12 protein-coding genes are annotated in these 14,759 nt (G+C 40.9%); 2 read left to right on the plus strand and 10 right to left on the minus strand.

The window, feature by feature from the left end; all coding sequences use genetic code 11:
* Positions 1 to 12: 12 nt before the first annotated feature.
* The 3 genes from remA to ABD010_RS16355 form a co-directional block, all read right to left on the minus strand.
* Entirely contained in the window at positions 13 to 273 is a 261-nt protein-coding gene (gene remA / locus ABD010_RS16345) for an extracellular matrix/biofilm regulator RemA (protein WP_077326084.1), read from the minus strand.
* Positions 274 to 376: 103 nt separating this feature from the next.
* On the minus strand, positions 377 to 1,258 hold the full coding sequence (locus tag ABD010_RS16350) for a YicC/YloC family endoribonuclease (protein ID WP_343815485.1): 882 nt from the start codon (positions 1,256 to 1,258) through the stop codon (positions 377 to 379).
* Between the two features lie 106 nt (positions 1,259 to 1,364).
* Complete coding sequence (locus ABD010_RS16355; protein ID WP_343815487.1) at positions 1,365 to 4,019, minus strand: cation-translocating P-type ATPase; 2,655 nt, start codon at positions 4,017 to 4,019, stop codon at positions 1,365 to 1,367.
* Positions 4,020 to 4,307: 288 nt separating this feature from the next.
* On the opposite strand from ABD010_RS16355, the gene ABD010_RS16360 reads away from it, so the two are divergent.
* A complete protein-coding gene (locus tag ABD010_RS16360) occupies positions 4,308 to 6,023 on the plus strand; it encodes an Rqc2 family fibronectin-binding protein (protein WP_343815490.1) in 1,716 nt (571 codons plus the stop codon).
* 49 nt (positions 6,024 to 6,072) lie between these two features.
* On the opposite strand, the gene ABD010_RS16365 is transcribed toward ABD010_RS16360, so the two are convergent.
* The 3 genes from ABD010_RS16365 to ABD010_RS16375 all read right to left on the minus strand — a co-directional run bounded on the left by ABD010_RS16365 (position 6,073) and on the right by ABD010_RS16375 (position 8,379).
* Positions 6,073 to 6,852: an aminoglycoside adenylyltransferase domain-containing protein gene (locus ABD010_RS16365; RefSeq protein WP_343815493.1), complete on the minus strand. Its 780-nt coding sequence runs from the start codon at positions 6,850 to 6,852 to the stop codon at positions 6,073 to 6,075.
* 183 nt (positions 6,853 to 7,035) lie between these two features.
* Positions 7,036 to 7,455: an organic hydroperoxide resistance protein gene (locus tag ABD010_RS16370; protein WP_343815495.1), complete on the minus strand. Its 420-nt coding sequence runs from the start codon at positions 7,453 to 7,455 to the stop codon at positions 7,036 to 7,038.
* 63 nt (positions 7,456 to 7,518) lie between these two features.
* Positions 7,519 to 8,379, minus strand: coding sequence for a LysR family transcriptional regulator (locus ABD010_RS16375; RefSeq protein WP_343815498.1), 861 nt, complete (start codon positions 8,377 to 8,379; stop codon positions 7,519 to 7,521).
* Positions 8,380 to 8,494: 115 nt separating this feature from the next.
* Between ABD010_RS16375 and ABD010_RS16380 the strand changes: the two genes are divergently transcribed.
* Positions 8,495 to 9,259 carry a class I SAM-dependent methyltransferase gene (locus ABD010_RS16380; protein WP_343815501.1) on the plus strand — a complete coding sequence of 255 codons (765 nt, stop codon included), beginning with the start codon at positions 8,495 to 8,497 and terminating at the stop codon, positions 9,257 to 9,259.
* 95 nt (positions 9,260 to 9,354) lie between these two features.
* On the opposite strand, the gene ABD010_RS16385 is transcribed toward ABD010_RS16380, so the two are convergent.
* From ABD010_RS16385 to ABD010_RS16400, 4 genes are all read right to left on the minus strand, one after another.
* Entirely contained in the window at positions 9,355 to 11,883 is a 2,529-nt protein-coding gene (locus tag ABD010_RS16385) for a PBP1A family penicillin-binding protein (RefSeq protein WP_343815504.1), read from the minus strand.
* 230 nt (positions 11,884 to 12,113) lie between these two features.
* On the minus strand, positions 12,114 to 13,538 hold the full coding sequence (locus tag ABD010_RS16390) for an aldehyde dehydrogenase family protein (protein WP_343816368.1): 1,425 nt from the start codon (positions 13,536 to 13,538) through the stop codon (positions 12,114 to 12,116).
* 83 nt (positions 13,539 to 13,621) lie between these two features.
* Entirely contained in the window at positions 13,622 to 14,131 is a 510-nt protein-coding gene (locus ABD010_RS16395; protein WP_343815507.1) for a YfiT family bacillithiol transferase, read from the minus strand.
* A gap of 142 nt (positions 14,132 to 14,273) precedes the next feature.
* Positions 14,274 to 14,738 carry a hypothetical protein gene (locus ABD010_RS16400; protein WP_343815510.1) on the minus strand — a complete coding sequence of 155 codons (465 nt, stop codon included), beginning with the start codon at positions 14,736 to 14,738 and terminating at the stop codon, positions 14,274 to 14,276.
* Between the last annotated feature and the right edge of the window lie 21 nt (positions 14,739 to 14,759).

Here is a 14,759-nt window from a genome sequence, read left to right on the forward strand (position 1 = left end):
AGTTCCTCCTATTTATTCATCTGAAATTTCTTCATGACTTAATACGCGTTGTCCAACAGTCTCAGGCTGTACTGCAGATAGTACGACATGATCACTGTCGGTAATGATGACAGCCCTTGTGCGTCGTCCATACGTTGCATCTACCAGTTTATTATTATCCCGGGCCACTGTTATGATTCGTTTAATTGGTGCAGACTCCGGTGAAACGATGGAAATAACCCGATTGGCAGAAACAACATTGCCAAATCCTATATTTATTAATCGTAAACTCAAATTTGCTCCCCCTTATTTGTCTAACTTGTAAGTAATTTTCCCATAGATTTATATATAATTAATACGACTATTATAAGTTTAATGGCTTGCAAAAAACAAGTAATTACTCTATATTTTGCACTTGTTCTTTCATTTTTTCTATATTGCTCTTCAATGATACAATTTGTTTCCCTATTTTAGGGTCAGTGGATTTGGACCCTATCGTATTTGCTTCCCGATGCATTTCCTGAATGATAAAATCTAGCTTTCTGCCCATTGCCTCTTGCTGATAAGTAATTTCAAGAAAATGACTGACATGACTCATTAACCTAGTAGTCTCCTCTGATATATCCCCTTTCTCCGCCAACAATGCAATTTCCTGATGCATACGCGCCCGATCGACCACTTTGTTGTCCTCGATATAATATTGCAGACGTTCCTGGATCCTGTCATGGTACTCCATCGTTACTGTTTCCCGGAGTGATTGCAGATGATGCACCGTCTCCTCTATTACGTTGCTCCGATTCTGCAAATCATGGAAAAGAAACTCTCCTTCTTTTGTACGCATATCCACCATTCTTTCACACGCATGGTGGACACCTGTCAGAACTATTTCAGATATCGCGTCCGTTTCCATCTCAACTTCCTGAACCGTCATAAGATCCGGAATCATTGTCATGACAGAAGCAGGAATCGTACCTTCTAAATCATACTGCTGTTTTGCCCGGTCAAAATGTTCCATGTATTGTGCCAGCATGTTCCAGTCGGTTTTCAATTCTTTTTGAATCATTCCATCTCCGTCTATCTGGATGTAGATGTCCACATGTCCACGCTGAACATAGGTGCGCATCACTTTTTTTATTTTGTCCTCCAGAAACAAAATGGTGCGGGGCAGTTTCACCGCAACATCCAAAAAACGGTGGTTCACACTCCTGACTTCGATGGTTACTGTGGTATCACCCTTATGTATTACATCTTTTCCGTACCCGGTCATACTTCTTACCATATCCATCACATCCGTTGCCTGATTAATTGACCTTACTATTATAGCAACAATTGAACATTATAAAAACCCTTCATTCGTTGCAGAAGGGTTTTTATAATGCTTATATTTACTTTTTGGTAAATCCAAACAGAACTGTCGGCAGAGAGCTCAACACCAGGATGAGCATCCAATCTCGAATTCCTAGAAAGGTAGTATGGAAGATTGGCTGCAGCGGCTCCCAATAAATCACGCCAAGCAATAGAATCAGGGAAGACAGCACCGCCAGCACCAGATATATATTCTGAAATGGATTCCGGGCAAAAACCGATTTTTCACTACGGCAGTCAAACACATGAATGAGTTGTGCCATTACCAATGTCGTGAAGGCCACTGTCTGCCCATACACCAATGACTCCTCTGTACCCTGATATGTCAACATAAATGATGCAAGTGTAATAACACCAATCAAAATTCCCCGGCTGACTATTTTAAAGCCAAGCCCACGCGAAAAGATGCCTTCCCTTGGATTTCGCGGTCCTCGTTTCATGACATCATCCTCGGACTGATCCAAACCCAGCGCCATTGCAGGCAGTCCGTCGGTCACCAGGTTAACCCATAAAATCTGAACAGGTACAAGCGGCAATGGTAACGCTAACAGCATCGCAAACAACATGACGAGTATTTCACCAACATTTGAAGCAAGCAAATACCGGATAAACTTACGAATATTTTCATATATGTTTCTGCCTTCAATAATGGCATCTTTTATGGTGGTAAAATTATCATCCATTAATATTAATGAGGATGCTTCCTTGGTCACATCGGTGCCGGTCCGACCCATACTGATACCGATATCACTGGCTTTTATGGCAGGTGCATCATTCACACCGTCCCCTGTCATAGCAGCGACATGTCCATTTTCCTGATAAGCCTTCACGATTTTCAGCTTATGCTCCGGTGTCACCCGGGCGAAAACTGATACATCATCAATTACTTCCCGGAGATCGGAAATAGACATTTGATTAAGCTGATAACCATTTAATACCATGCCGCCAGCAGGAAGTATATTCAGATTTTCGGCAATTGCACGTGCGGTTTTTTCATGATCTCCAGTAATCATAACCGTTTTTATTCCGGCCTCACGACACTCATTTACTGCAGCTTTCACTTCTTTTCTCGGCGGGTCCATCATTCCATATAATCCGACAAATGTTAATTCGTTTTCCAGCACAGCCGCATCTGCATCACCATCATCAGGAAGAGGCTTCATCGCGATGGCAATAGTTCGCAGTGCATTCTGTGCCATGCCGTTAATCGCATTCTCAACCGTTTGTTTATCTGTTGTGCGCATCATTTTTCGACCGTCTTCACTCAAATAAAAATCCGAACGGGGAAGCAATACTTCCGGTGCACCCTTCGTTATTAAAAACCGCATTTTATTCTCATCTTCAATGATCATGCTCATTCGTTTGCGGGTGGAATCAAACGGGATCTCCTTCACAACTTTATACTGATCATGCAGTACATGCGAAAGACCGAACTTTCTGGCAGCAACCAACAAAGCACCATCTGTCGGATCTCCATCGATATTGTATTTTCCCTTTCTCAGTTGCAGTGACGCGTTGTTGCAAAGCATCCCATATAAGAGCATGGAATTTAAATTGGGAAAATCCCGATCCACTTTTTTATCATTGAGAAAATAATCCCCTTGAACCGAATAACCGTTCCCAGTTACATACAGATGCTTGCCATTTACATATAGTTCTTTCACCGTCATTTGGTTTTCGGTCAATGTCCCTGTTTTGTCGGAACAAATAACCGATGCACACCCAAGCGTTTCAACTGCAGAAAGCTTTCGGACAATCGCTTTTTTTCTGATCATCCGCTGCACACCCAACGAAAGTGCGACTGTTACGATTGCCGGCAGCCCTTCCGGTATCGCAGCAACTGCCAATGATACCCCCGCCAGGAACATGTTATAAATCGGATGCCCCTGATATACACCGACAACAACAACTAATGCCGTCAAAATTAATGCTGCAAAAATAAGGATTTTTCCAAGCTCTGCAAGTTTCCGCTCCAACGGCGTAATTGTTTTAGTTGTCCCTGTCATGAGTGATGCAATTTGTCCCATCACCGTGTTCATGCCGGTCCCAACAACAATGCCGACTCCGGACCCCCGGGTTACCAAAGTTCCCATAAAACCCATATTCACCTGATCCTGTGCATCAAGTCCGTCTTTTCTAATAGCAGATGCATGTTTCATTACCGGAAGGGATTCCCCGGTTAACGCTGATTCCTCGGTTTCCATACTGTTTGACTTGGTGAGCCTTAAATCAGCAGGAATCCGGTCACCACTGTTAATTCGAACCACATCCCCGACCACAACATCACCGGAAGGGATTTTTACCCACTCGCCTTCACGCATGACGCTGGCCACAGGCGCGGACATTTCTTTCAATTTTGCCAGAGACTTTTCCGCTTTTTGTTCCTGAAAATAACCAAGAAATCCGTTTACCAAAACGATTACCATAATTGCTATCGCATCCACATATTCTCCAAGTACTCCTGCAATCAATGTTGCAGCAAGCAGGACAAGCACCATAAAATCCTGGAACTGCTTCAAAAAAATCAACCATCGGGAGACTTCCTTTTCTGTTAGCAGTTTATTTGCACCAAATTCCTTCCTGCGCTTGTCCACCTGTTTTGCTTTAAGGCCTGCTCCTGTTGTAACATGTAGTTTTTGTTCAACCGTTTCTGCGTCCAACTGATACCAATTCATAGTTCATTCCTCCATATCCATCCTGATACGATCGAAAACAAATCTCTATAACAATAACTATGCAGACATGTCCCAAATAATGCTATAATTGGTAGAAAAGCAATGGAGCATGGTTTTTGCCGTATGAAAGGTATCCGCCACGAATTGTTTGCGGTTGATATTTTCGTTTTACGAATGATAACTGGCCTTATACAATCGATATATGGTTCTATATAGTTGAAACCAGAGTATAACGATAATTTAATATAGCTATTGCAGTAAATAAATATGGAATTTTGAGGTGATTAAATGCCATTCGATGGGATTGTTACACGAGCAGTAACGCACGAATTAAATAAAAAAATAATACCGGGAAAAATCACTAAAATATATCAGCCAACATCCACTGAACTGGTTTTCACAATACGCAGCCAGGGAGAAAATCATACATTACTTGTATCGATTCACCCTATGTATGCGCGATTTCATTTAACCGATGACACATACAGAAATCCAAAAGAGCCCCCGATGTTCTGTATGCTGCTTCGAAAAAATTTATCCGGCGCGATTATTGAATCGATCGATCAATACGGAATGGAACGTATCATTACGTTTCACATCAAAACGAGAAATGAGCTTGGCGATATTACCAACAAAACGATGGTACTGGAATTAATGGGAAAGCACAGCAATTTTATGCTGATTGATGCAGACAAAGGGCATATCCTGGATAGTTTAAAACACGTACCAGTTTCCCAGAACAGTTACCGGACAATCCTGCCAGGACAGAAATATATTCTGCCGCCAAGTCAGAACAAGCTCAACCCGCTGGACATTGATGGATCCACCTTCGTAAAAAAGCTCGACTTTAATGCCGGAAAAATGGATAAGCAGATTGTCCAGACCATTACAGGTGTATCACCACTCATTGCCAATGAAATCATCCACGAGACAAAACTCGGTTCTCAGGAGGCATATAGTAACGCATTTGAGGATTTACGGGAACTGATTCGCAACAACAGCTATTCTCCAGCAGTCTATCAGCACAAAATAGAAGCGTTCCATGTCCTGCCGATAACGTATCTGGAAGATGAGAAAAAGGATTACGCCACCACAAATGAAATGCTCGATGCCTTTTATTCCGGAAAAGCAGAGCGTGACCGAGTCAAGCAGCAGGCCCGGGATTTATATCAATTTATTAAAAATGAGAAAGATAAGAACGAACGAAAACTGAAAAAACATGAAAAAACATTAAAAAAGGCAGCAGGTGCAGAGAAATATCAGCATCTTGGCGAACTGCTTACAGCTAACATGCATCAGGTAAAACAGGGAGACGAAAATGTTCAGGTCATTGATTACTACGATCCAGAACAAAAAGAAATCACAATCGAACTGAATCCAAACAAAACACCAAGCGAAAATGCCCAAAGCTTTTTTAAAACATACCAGAAATTAAAGACATCCAAACGAATGGTCAATACCGAAATAAAAAAAGCAAATAACGAAATTGCTTATTTAGATCAGTTGATTCAGCAAATTGACACCGCACGTGAGGCTGATATTGAGGAAATAAGGGAGGAACTGCGTGATGAAGGTTATCTTAAAAAACAAAGACAGGGGAAAAGGAAAAATAAACCAGCAAAACCCGAACCGGAAAAGTATACAAGCTCTGACGATACTCCAATGTTAGTAGGAAAAAATAATAAACAGAATGAGTATGTAACCATGAAACTTGCTCATCGCGATGAAATCTGGCTTCATACCAAAGATATCCCAGGCTCACATGTCATTATCCGATCCAAAGATCCCAGTGAAGAGACATTATTGGAAGCTGCGCAACTTGCTGCATACTTCAGCAAATCACAGCACTCGTCTTCGGTTCCAGTGGATTACACAAAAATTCGCCATGTCCGAAAACCGAATGGGGCTAAACCGGGATTCGTCACGTATGATAACCAGAAAACATTGTTTGTAACACCTCAAAAGGATGTTGTGGAACGACTAAAAGCAGTCGAAAAAAAATAAACCCAGATTAAAAAAACGCGGGGAATTCTCTCCCTTGCGTTTTTTGGGTTTACTTTTGCAACATCTCAATCTTTCCAACAAGAAAATTTTTAAGTGATAAGAGTTCGCCCTGATCAAAATAAAATGTATCGTTTTGTGTATAGCTGCTGATAACTTTTTTTAATATTCCTTTTGTATCGTCCGGAAGGGATTCCAATGCCCAGTTTCCGGCCTCCAATTTCGAGAAAATTTTTCTATCTTTCAAATACAAATAAACGCGAATCAAGTTTAATGAACAATATATTGGATCCTCCACCATATTATCCTGACACTCCCGGAAATCTCCCATTATCGAATCGATATAATCGGAATATGGAATAACAGGAAACACATCTGATATTGGCCTTCCCTCCAGACAACATCCGCGATGATTAATGATCATAATGTGTGCAGCCAAATCCGGATCGGTCCCCGATTGTACACTAAAAAATCGACTTTCAGATTCATAGTACTCCCTCCAATATTCACTATAATGAAAATCAAATGGACAGGGATGTTGCCAGTGTGTTAATTGGTCCTTATTCAAAAAGCTTATTTCAACCGGATATGGGTTGCCGGAATAATCCAAAAACAACTGTACCAATTCTTTCATTCTTGCAGAAGTTATGGAATCCCGCGTTACTACCAGTAAATCGATGTCACTTTTGGAGGGATTGAATCCACCCATTGCAAGTGATCCGTGTATGTAACAACCGATATAATTTTCCTGTATCACAACCTTTATTTCATCCAAAAGTTTTGTAACAAAATTCCTTATTTCGGAAGGGCATGTTTTCCAACTATAAGTCATTGCAATTTCCCCTAAATGACAAGTCCGTTATTCAAAAGACTCGCAGCCTGAATCAGTGCTTCTTATTTTCTTCATTAGTACATTTTACCTTACCATGAGTGTAAAGAATTTTCCTTTAATTTATAACTTAAAAAATCAGGACACCGATTAATCGTAATCGATGTCCCGATTCAACTCTACTCATTATACTGCCTTAGGATTTAATGTTACCTCAATATTTCCCCTGGTTGCCTTGGAATATGGACAAGCCTGATGGGCATCTTCAGCCAGTTTGTCTGCCTCATCCTGGCTGACACCCTTGATGTTGATATTCAAGGTTGCCGCAATTTTAAAACCGTTATCTTCAGGGTCCTTACAGAAACTTACTTCTGCAGTGGTTTCGGAATCAATGTCCTTTTTCTGGTTCGATGCAACCAAATTCAGTGCACCATCATAACATGCTGAATATGCTGCCGCGAAAAGCTGTTCCGGATTGGAACCCTTATCTTCCTTATTTGTAGCCGGGTTAACCAGATCTAAGTCTATTAAGCCATCATCCGATTTAACGTGTCCTTCCCGACCATTTTTTGCTGTTGCACTTGATGTAAATATTACGTCGCTCATGTATAAACACTCCTTGATATCTGATTATATAATGAGTGTTCCTTTTATGAAAAAAATTAAACATTACCGAAACGTTTCATCTAACAGCGCCTTGATAAATTCGTCAACCTGTGGCAAATTGCGGACCCCGTCCTGATAACAAACCCATGTGTCTCTTGTCACCGGTTTTCCAGCAAGTTCCATCGATATGTGCGGGTATTCTTCCATCATCGAATCAGAAACACTTTCAGGCAACACTGCCATTCCCAATCCTTCTTTCATGAACTGTTTGCACGTTTCAATCTGATCGACCCGGATGTTTTTAACCGGCTTTAACTGATCCTGATGGTAATAAAGCCAATTATCTACCTGTTCATGCATACTGTCATCACTTTTAAACGAAATAAGCGGCCGTTCTTTCAGCTTGTTTTTCGGAAAGGGTTCGGTATCAAATATATATAATGGATCATCGAAAAGCGGTTCACTCACGGTTTCCTTCAATTTTTCACCTCGGATAATGGATACATGATACTTTTTATGACCTTTTTTGATATCTTCACTGATCCCCGTCACAAGATCAATTGCCACTTTCGGAAATTTTTTTGTGTATTTGGACAAAATAGACGGTAAAAACCGCTGACTGACAAGTGTGGAGCAGGCTATCGACAAGGTACCTTGGACTTCCTGACTGGATTGTGAGAGCGAATTTTTGATAATTTCTTCTCGATTCATCACTTCTTTCGCATGCGTTAAAATCATTTCACCTGCAGGAGTGGGCATTAACCGTTTGGATGTTCGGATGAAAATCATCTCACCGAAATAATCCTCAATATACTTCAACCGCTGGGTAACAGCCGGCTGAGATATTAAAATTGCCTTGGCCGTCCCACGGATCGTCCCTACCTCATTCAACTTCAGCAATAACTCGTAGTCTTCAATTTTCATTCTGAACGCCTCTTTTGATAATTAATTGTTATTACTTTTGATTATAAATGAATATTATAATTATTGCATGTACTTCGATATGATAAAAGTACCTTTTAATTTGGGAGATGATGATATGTCTGAGAAGGAAGATGCAAGAAAGGTATTTTCCAAAAATAGTGATGCATATGTGACAAGTTCCACTCATGCCACAGGAGAAGATTTATCTCTAATGATAAACTGGTTGAATCCCGACTCCACACAACATGTTCTGGATATTGCGACTGGCGGAGGGCACACTGCAAAAAAACTGGCGCCCTATGTTAAACAGATCACTGCTACTGACATTACAGAAACAATGTTGATCAACACGGCAGCACACTTAACCGACCTCAATAATATTAGCTATCAGGTCGCGGATGCAGAAAACCTGCCTTTTGAAAGCAATACATTTGATATTGTCACCTGCAGAATTGCAGCACATCACTTTCCCAATCCGGGACTGTTTATTGCAGAAGTATATCGTATCCTAAAACCAGATGGTGAATTTTTGTTTATCGATAATATAGCTCCCGAAAATTCCACTCATGATACGTTCGTCAACTCACTGGAAAAAATGCGTGACTACAGTCATGTCCGATCACGATCAATATCGGAATGGAAGGAACTATTAGTCAAACAAAACCTGAAAACCCGTATGGAAACCACACGGAAGAAAACTTTGCCATACCAAGAATGGGTGCGACGGACATTGGATAAAGAAGATAAAATTAAAGAAGTAGATCAGTTCATTTCAAGCGCAGCCGCTGATATACATGATTATTTTCAAATTGAATTTGAAGGCAATAAAATAACCTCTTTTGCAATTGATGAATGGATGGTTCTGGCGGAGAAAAAGTAAAAAAATGAGATTATCTCCAATTTGCGGAGATAATCTCATTTTTTGGTAATGAGCGCTGCTTATCAGACTAACGGAGGGTTATGTCCTCTATCCATTTATAACTTTTCTCTCTTTTTCTGGTTCGACGCTTCGTTTTCTTCGGTATTCCCTTCATTATTTTCTCCGGTTTCATCCTGGGTGTTGTCACCCTGACCACCATCTTGATTATCCGTATTTTCATCATTTTCATCTGAATCTGATCCGTCATCCTGTTTACTTTCATCATCTTGCGTAGAAGGTTCTTTCTTTTTACCCTCGTCTTGCTGTTTATCGTCCTTCTGTTCATCATTCTCTTCTTTATCAGTACCCTGTTCATTCGTTTTTTTATTCGGATCTTCTTGGTCTGTTGGATGTTCTTCTTTCTGATTTTTCCTTTCTTCTGATTGCTTATTGTCTAATTTTTTGTCTGTTTTTTGTTCTTGTTTCTTCCGGTTCACATGATCATCCTGCTGGTCTTGCTTAGAAACATCTTCCTTTTGCTCTTCCTTTTCCGCAGACAGATTGGATTGTTCTTGAACCGTACTCTCGCTTTCTGACACGCCTTCCTTCATCTGATCCCCAGAACGGGAATTTACCTGCCGTGCATCTTGAACAGAGAGCACATCTCCCGACACAACGATGGAATCCGGTTTTTCAAAATCCGGTGTATCCGGTTCCGAAAGACTTCCCATCAATTTCCGGAAAATCTCTTTTGCTATATCATCAGATCCGTTGTAGCGAATATAGTGAACACTGTCTCCTTCTTTAAATTTCGGATAACCGGTCCAAATCGCTGCACTATATTGGGTGGTATAACCGGCAAACCATGAATCAAGCAAGCCGTCGCCAATGTTATATTTTTCCCTAAGATGCTCCGGGATGTTTGTCGATCCTGTTTTCCCTGCTGCCGGTACACCGGGTATTGCTGCCGCTGTCCCGGTTCCGGTGTTGATCACCGTTTTCAGCATATCGGTAATCATATAAGCTGTATAATCATGCATTGCCCTTTTCGAGTCATGATGCATCTTTTTTTCCTTCCCATTTTGAAAAACTATTTTCGTTACAGTATAAGGTTTATGATAGATTCCGCCATTTCCGAATGCCGCGTAGGCACCGGCCAGCTGCAGCGGTGTTACCCCTGATGAAAGACCACCTATAGCCGCGGATTCAAAAACCGGCTTTTCAAGTTTTATTCCAAGTTTCCCCGCAAAAGCTCCTGCCTTTTTACCTCCAACAGCCTGGAACGTCTTCAGCGCAGGAATATTCCGGGACCACGCCAACGCCCGTCGCATCGTCATCTCTCCCCAATATTCACCGTCCCACTCATGAATCGGGGTGCCATCACTGTACGAATATGGCTCATCAACAAGCGTATGCGCAGTTGACCAGTTTAAGTATTCAATTGCCGGACCATAGTCAATAATCGGCTTGAACGTTGATCCAGGCGGATTTTTTTCCTGAGCACCGTAATTCGTGTCGCCGATCGCCATAAAATCCCTTCCTCCGCCAACTGCCCGAATCGCACCTGTTTGTGTATCAATCAGCGCAATTCCAGCTTCAAATTGTTTATCCGGATAATTGATCTTATCGGATTTCAAGAGGCGGTACACCTTTTTCTGAACATCAACATCCAAAGTGGTATATATTTTTAATCCACCCTGATAAAATTGTTCATCCGAAACTATTTTTCGCTCTACAACCAATTCGTGATACACTTGGTCAACAAACGCCTTATAAGGCTGATTTTGATTACGGTTCACCTTTTTTTGTTTCCCTATCAGCTGTTTAACAGGAACAGATTCTGCTTGTTCCGCTTGCTTCTCTGTTATCGCCCCGGTCACAATCATTGCGTTTAAAACGTCATTTCGGCGATCAGCTGCTCTTTTAGGATAATCGAATGGGTCGTAATAGCTCGGTGCATTTGGCAGGCCGGCAAGAAGGGCCATTTGCGACACATTCAGCTTAGACAAGTCTTCTATACCAAAGTATGTTTTCGATGCCGTGGCAAGTCCGTAAGCCCCGTTACCATAATAAATATTATTCAGGTACATCTGCAAAATTTGATTTTTGGAATATTTTTGTTCCAATTGGACTGCCAGATACGCCTCTTTTATTTTTCGAGTCAATGTTTTTTCAGGCGATAATATAGTTCTTTTCACAACCTGTTGTGTTATGGTACTTCCGCCTTCCGATCCCCATCCTTTTTCAATGTTGGCGACCATTGCACCAAGAATGCGCCGAATGTCAATGCCATTGTGCTGGTAAAAACGTCTGTCTTCAATTGAAGTTACTGCCTGTTTCATTTTATCCGGTACTTCTTGTATATCAACCTTAATCCGGTTTTGTTCCTTGAAAAGCGTCGTAACGAATTCTCCATCTTCATCAAAAATTTGTGACGAAAAAGGTGTTTGCAATTCCTCGGGTGACAGTTCTGGTGCATCCTGGATGATTGAAAAAATCCAAATGCTTACCGACATTATTGTCAGCACAATCACCACGAGACAATAAAGTAATATCTTTTTAAGAAGCGCGGCATTCTTATTAGACCTTTTAGTCTTTGTTTCTCCTTTTCGCCGTTCCATACGTGATCGATAATTCCCCGACATTAATAGCCTGACCTCCCACAGTGGGTTTCCCATATCTAATCGATCATATGCGCATGGTCAACAAAGTATCATTGGTTTTTCCGGGAATTCTATTACACGAAATATTCTGTTAACAATCGAACCTGTATTAACCTTATAACTTTCATGTGGAACGCTTTCTCTTAATTGATTAACTAACCTTCATGAACCTAAAAAGACCGGGCACCTGCCCGGTCTTTTTAAAATCTTTTTTATGAAGACATTCCCATAATCGCTTTTGGCTCAAGGTATTCTTCAATACCGAAGTCACCCCATTCGCGGCCGATGCCGGATTGTTTGAATCCGCCAAATGGTGCAGAGAAATCAGTTGGCGCCGAATTGACCCTGATTTGGCCGGCCCTGATGCCGGATGCTGCCTTTTGTAATGTGTCAGGATCTTCACCGACTACATAACCTGCCAAACCATAGATGGTATCGTTTGCGATTTCAATTGCTTCATCCAGCGTGTCATATGGGATAATTGTCGTTACTGGTCCGAAAATTTCTTCCTGGGCGATTGTCATATCATTGCTTACTTCTGTGAATACAGTTGGTTTTGCAAAATATCCTTTTTCCAGCCCCTCAGGCTTGCCTGTACCGCCGATAAGGACCTTTGCACCTTCATCCATGCCTGTTTGAATATAACTCTGCACACGGTCCCATTGCTTTTCTGCAACAAGCGGACCAACCTTATTATCTTGCTCGGGATCACCAACAGTCAATTTTTCCACAGCCGCTTTTACTTCCTCTTCGAATTGCGCCTTTATCGTCTTTGGCACAAGTACGCGGGTAGCTGCCGTACAAACCTGTCCAGTATTATTCGAGATATTCGCGACAGCAATTTTAGCCGCTTTATGAACATCAGCATCATCCAGCACAATCATCGGTGATTTGCCGCCCAATTCCAGTGCAACTTTTTTAATATCTTTCGCAGCATTCTCCATCACTTTACGTCCGGCAACACCGGAGCCAGTGTAGGATACAAAATCAATATCCGGATGGGAACTGATGGCATTGCCAATTCCCTCACCCGTACCATTGACGAGGTTGAATACCCCTTTAGGAAGACCTGCTGTTTCGAAAATCTCCGCAAGAATCATCGCTGCATAAGGAGTGATTTCTGCTGGCTTTAAAATGACAGTACTGCCTGCCGCAAACGCACTCGCAATCTTAGTTGAGGTCTGATTAGTAGGGAAATTCCACGGAGTAATCAAACCGCTGACACCAATCGCTTCCTTGACGATGGTCGATTTGTCGCGTTTTTCAGTAAACGAAAAGTTCCGAAGCTCCTCAGCCGCTTGTTTAAAATGGGAATATCCCATCATAAAGTGAACCTTTTCCGAAACCTTACGTGGTGCACCCAATTCTTCTGTGATGACTTTAACCAAGTCATCCTTACGTTTTTCATATTCGTCTGCAATCTTCTCTAATAATTCGATCCGGTATTCTTTCGATGTCTGTGAAAAAGACGGGAAAGCATCTCGCGCTGCCCTGACGGCCCTGTCCAAATCCTCTTGTGTTCCCAGACTGATATGTCCCATAACTTCTTCTGTCGCCGGATTGATAACTTCCATCGTCTCTGAACCAGTGGATTCCACCCATTCGCCATTAATATAGTGTTTGAGATAATCACGCATCATACATAGCTCCTTTTGATCATTTTCTATCTACCATGTACCCTATTCGTCAGTTTAAGAAACAAGAACACATACATATTGTATTATTGTGACAATGCAATTTTTATATGAACTAAGTGGTGCTCCTCATGCCAAGCTAACTTTGCTACTATAGTTGAAACTGTTATTTCACCGTTTTTTTGGAGTGTAAAAGCTCGAGTTAATTGCCCGTCGGTTAAACTGTTCCCCAAAGATACGATGCGCTCATTTATGCCTTCCAGTAGTTTAATAGAACTCTCCACAGGAAGTTTTGTATCAGGTTGTATAGCCCATTTTTCTTGATCAAAGGCTGGAACTGTTGGATTCTCAGCTGTTAAAACCAGCTTAAAACGTTGATACATGTTCAACTGGGAATCTGCTATGTGATGAACAAGTTGACGAACTGTCCAGCTGCCATCACGATATGTCCGGTTTAAATCCTTTTCATTCAATGAGTCAACAGTTTCTCTTAATCGAACCGTGTAAGTTTCAATTTCTTTTAGCCATTCCTGAATATGTTCCAATGTTACGTTTCCAGGAACTTCTAATTTTCCAATTGGATATTGTACCTCCATTTTCAATCACCTCTTCCCTATTCGTTATTTTTTCTTTTTAATAACTTAAACTATTCTATATTTTATTGTAACAAAATATCTAATTATCTTATAGAGTATTAACTCACGATGGTTAGTCATTCTTTTTGCTTCCCTTTAGGTTCTATAATTCCAAAAAGAAAGGTAAATAGACAATAACAGATGTTATGAAACCTATCAGTCCAAATAAAATTGTTCCTGATTTTATAGGTGTAATGGCAAACCGTGCTGCGTTTATCTTATGTTGTGAGTCTGTGCCACTATAAAGTTTTTGTTCTACGCTTAACTCGTTATCGAAGCTTGCTTTTGAAACAGAGGATAACCACATTATGGAAACAAATAATAAACTGGTCATAAATAATGTGTCGGTGAAATTTAAAGGAGCTGCAAATGCCACTATCCAAGTTATCATAAATTCAAATAAGCAAGTTATTACAATAATGACAACATCTCTTGATTTACCTTCGAATCGCTTTAGAATAAGAAATTCCAATAAATTATTACCCATTATAAGACTGCCTATAATTATAAAATAAACGATTAAAACACCTGCAATAACTGCAAAAAATCTCAATACATCCCAAAGCATTTATAATTCAACCCCCATCGC

The sequence above is a fragment of the Virgibacillus siamensis genome, from assembly GCF_039522605.1.
In the GTDB taxonomy this organism is placed as follows: Bacteria; Bacillota; Bacilli; order Bacillales; family Amphibacillaceae; genus Lentibacillus; species Lentibacillus siamensis.

What these genes read in the sequence shown, in the direction of transcription:
- ABD010_RS16395 (WP_343815507.1), bottom strand. Translation starts at nt 14,131, where the DNA reads ATGGAGGTACAATATCCAATTGGAAAATTAGAAGTTCCTGGAAACGTA.
- ABD010_RS16385 (WP_343815504.1), bottom strand. Translation starts at nt 11,883, where the DNA reads ATGTCGGGGAATTATCGATCACGTATGGAACGGCGAAAAGGAGAAACA.
- ABD010_RS16350 (WP_343815485.1), bottom strand. Translation starts at nt 1,258, where the DNA reads ATGGTAAGAAGTATGACCGGGTACGGAAAAGATGTAATACATAAGGGT.
- ABD010_RS16400 (WP_343815510.1), bottom strand. Translation starts at nt 14,738, where the DNA reads ATGCTTTGGGATGTATTGAGATTTTTTGCAGTTATTGCAGGTGTTTTA.
- ABD010_RS16365 (WP_343815493.1), bottom strand. Translation starts at nt 6,852, where the DNA reads ATGACTTATAGTTGGAAAACATGCCCTTCCGAAATAAGGAATTTTGTT.
- ABD010_RS16380 (WP_343815501.1), top strand. Translation starts at nt 8,495, where the DNA reads ATGTCTGAGAAGGAAGATGCAAGAAAGGTATTTTCCAAAAATAGTGAT.
- ABD010_RS16390 (WP_343816368.1), bottom strand. Translation starts at nt 13,538, where the DNA reads ATGCGTGATTATCTCAAACACTATATTAATGGCGAATGGGTGGAATCC.
- ABD010_RS16370 (WP_343815495.1), bottom strand. Translation starts at nt 7,455, where the DNA reads ATGAGCGACGTAATATTTACATCAAGTGCAACAGCAAAAAATGGTCGG.
- ABD010_RS16355 (WP_343815487.1), bottom strand. Translation starts at nt 4,019, where the DNA reads ATGAATTGGTATCAGTTGGACGCAGAAACGGTTGAACAAAAACTACAT.
- ABD010_RS16360 (WP_343815490.1), top strand. Translation starts at nt 4,308, where the DNA reads ATGCCATTCGATGGGATTGTTACACGAGCAGTAACGCACGAATTAAAT.
- ABD010_RS16375 (WP_343815498.1), bottom strand. Translation starts at nt 8,379, where the DNA reads ATGAAAATTGAAGACTACGAGTTATTGCTGAAGTTGAATGAGGTAGGG.